Annotated in this window: 2 protein-coding genes; both read right to left on the reverse strand. The window is 41.6% G+C overall.

The annotated features are described in order from the left end of the window. Positions 1-252 precede the first annotated feature (252 nt). Positions 253-1,068 carry a hypothetical protein gene (locus NG798_RS27490; protein ID WP_261226903.1) on the reverse strand — a complete coding sequence of 272 codons (816 nt, stop codon included), beginning with the start codon at positions 1,066-1,068 and terminating at the stop codon, positions 253-255. 693 nt (positions 1,069-1,761) lie between these two features. After that, positions 1,762-1,947, reverse strand: a 186-nt coding sequence (locus tag NG798_RS27495; RefSeq protein WP_261226904.1) for a hypothetical protein, incomplete at its 5' end; no start/stop codon positions are given.

Below are 1,947 nucleotides of genomic sequence, written 5' to 3' on the forward strand. Positions count from 1 at the left end.
TACGAATAGCCGCAATTATTTCCTCAGCTTTGGGTTGGTTCATGGTAAAATAGGGATGGGTTTTTTTGTCTTTTCACATTCAATAATTAGGCGCGTTAGCGCTTAATTATTTTTTTATAACTATTTTTACTTCATTTTTTTAGTAAGGCTTTATAACAAAAAGAACCCCCGGCTATTTAAAAGCGGGAGTTGTTGAAGCCTTCTCAGTAGTTCGTCTGTAAAGGTCGATAGTGGAAGAAGGGTTGCTTTATTTTATTGGCCTTCTGGCAAACCTAAGATCCGACAAATAGTTGGGAGGGCTTCGGGGTGATTTTTCCGAAAGTATTGGAGAGATTTTAATGGTTTATAGGTATCCTCAAACCAGTAACGAAATTCTGGTAGGAGGTCTAAGGGGTAAATATTGGCCTTGACGGAATAAGCCCAATCAGGATAATAATGTGGGTAAGAACGAGCAACATTTGCAACATTTACCCCCTTACTACGAAGATAATTACACCAGCATTTTCCAACGCTAATATCAGGAATAGCGCTGTCTGGTAGCACATATCCTTTTGATTCCATCTCCCAAACAAAGCTGGTAATTTCTTCAAAAATGCACCACCAGCCCTTTGGAATTTGTGTACGTTCTCGAAATAAACCTATGCGTCGGTACCAGTAAGGTTGCTGGTTGATTGAAGGTTGATGCCAGTCTGTAATACTCTGAATCCAAGAACGAACTCCGATATGAGCAAACTTTCGGTAGCTGTAGAGGGCTGTTTGGTTTGTTCGTTGGGAATCGAAAGCATACCATTCTAAGAGAACAGCGCAGGTTTCGTCGTTGATAATGGTTACATTCTTGTATTCGGCAACATCTCCTGCGAGCAGAAAATCTTTGCCCTGTAAGCATTTCAGCGATTTAGGGCAAGAACTCGTGCGAACTGATTTGAGGAGTTGGCGGATGGCTGATTCTTTTACACCACATAGCCTTGCGAGACCAGATTGGCTCATTCCAGACTCCCCGGTGGCTGAGATTGTAAAAAATTCTACGCCATCTTGTTCGAGGCGGATAATGCTGTTATTGTTATTCACTGTGCAACTTCCGTATTAGTTGTACGACCCCTGGGGATATGGCGCTACTAACACCATCCCGCGAGGGGTTTTTGTTATGTCCCTATTTTAGGCAATTTCTATTAGCCTGTGGAGTTTTTATTCATTTTTTAGCTAATAAAAACACGGAAGTTGTGCAGGAATAAAAAAATATTGCTTGTTCCTTGAGGTAACACCAATGAATGTCCTAGCGTGATACCGCTCTCGTTTTTGGTTTTTTTTTGTAAAAAGGAGCAGAAGGCTTCTGATTAAGGCTTATTTGGTGGTAGCATAACCGGCTGTTCTCTAAGAAAAAAGATAGCTACCATCTGCCTATTGGAATACGAGAGAAAGCGTAGTAAATTTTCATGTTCTGTTGCGGTTTCTATTAAGTTTCTAATCTCTAGGAAGCAACCATCATCGCTCCAGCCCATGCTAGTACCGGCCTCTATAGCAATGACGATACACACCGATAGAGGATAGCAGGCACGAAGCCACAAGTTACCCAAGGGTATCCAGTCTTTTGTAGGGTTTCTGAGAAATAAAAGGTGGGTAACACCGGCTATTCTTCAACCGAAGGCTAAAACCCGCCCATACAAACGTAAGGCTGAATTTCGCCTCTACACCTCATGTCGGTAGGGTTTTGCGTTTGCAGTTGGTAAGCCCGCACCAATATCACTTATGTTCAATGAACTGTTACTCCCAGACAAAAAAGGTTTTAATGCCATCTGAACAGTTCTCAATGTATTGTTCTTGGTACATTTCGAGAGGGATTTCGGTCTTATAATGAAATTTCGTGTACCGCGTCATTAAACCAGGATAAGAACCACTTTCCTTTTCCCGAATATCCATCCCAACAAATTCTAGTTTAAGTGATTCTGG

The organism is Ancylothrix sp. D3o (genome assembly GCF_025370775.1).
Lineage (GTDB): Bacteria > Cyanobacteriota > Cyanobacteriia > Cyanobacteriales > Oscillatoriaceae > Ancylothrix.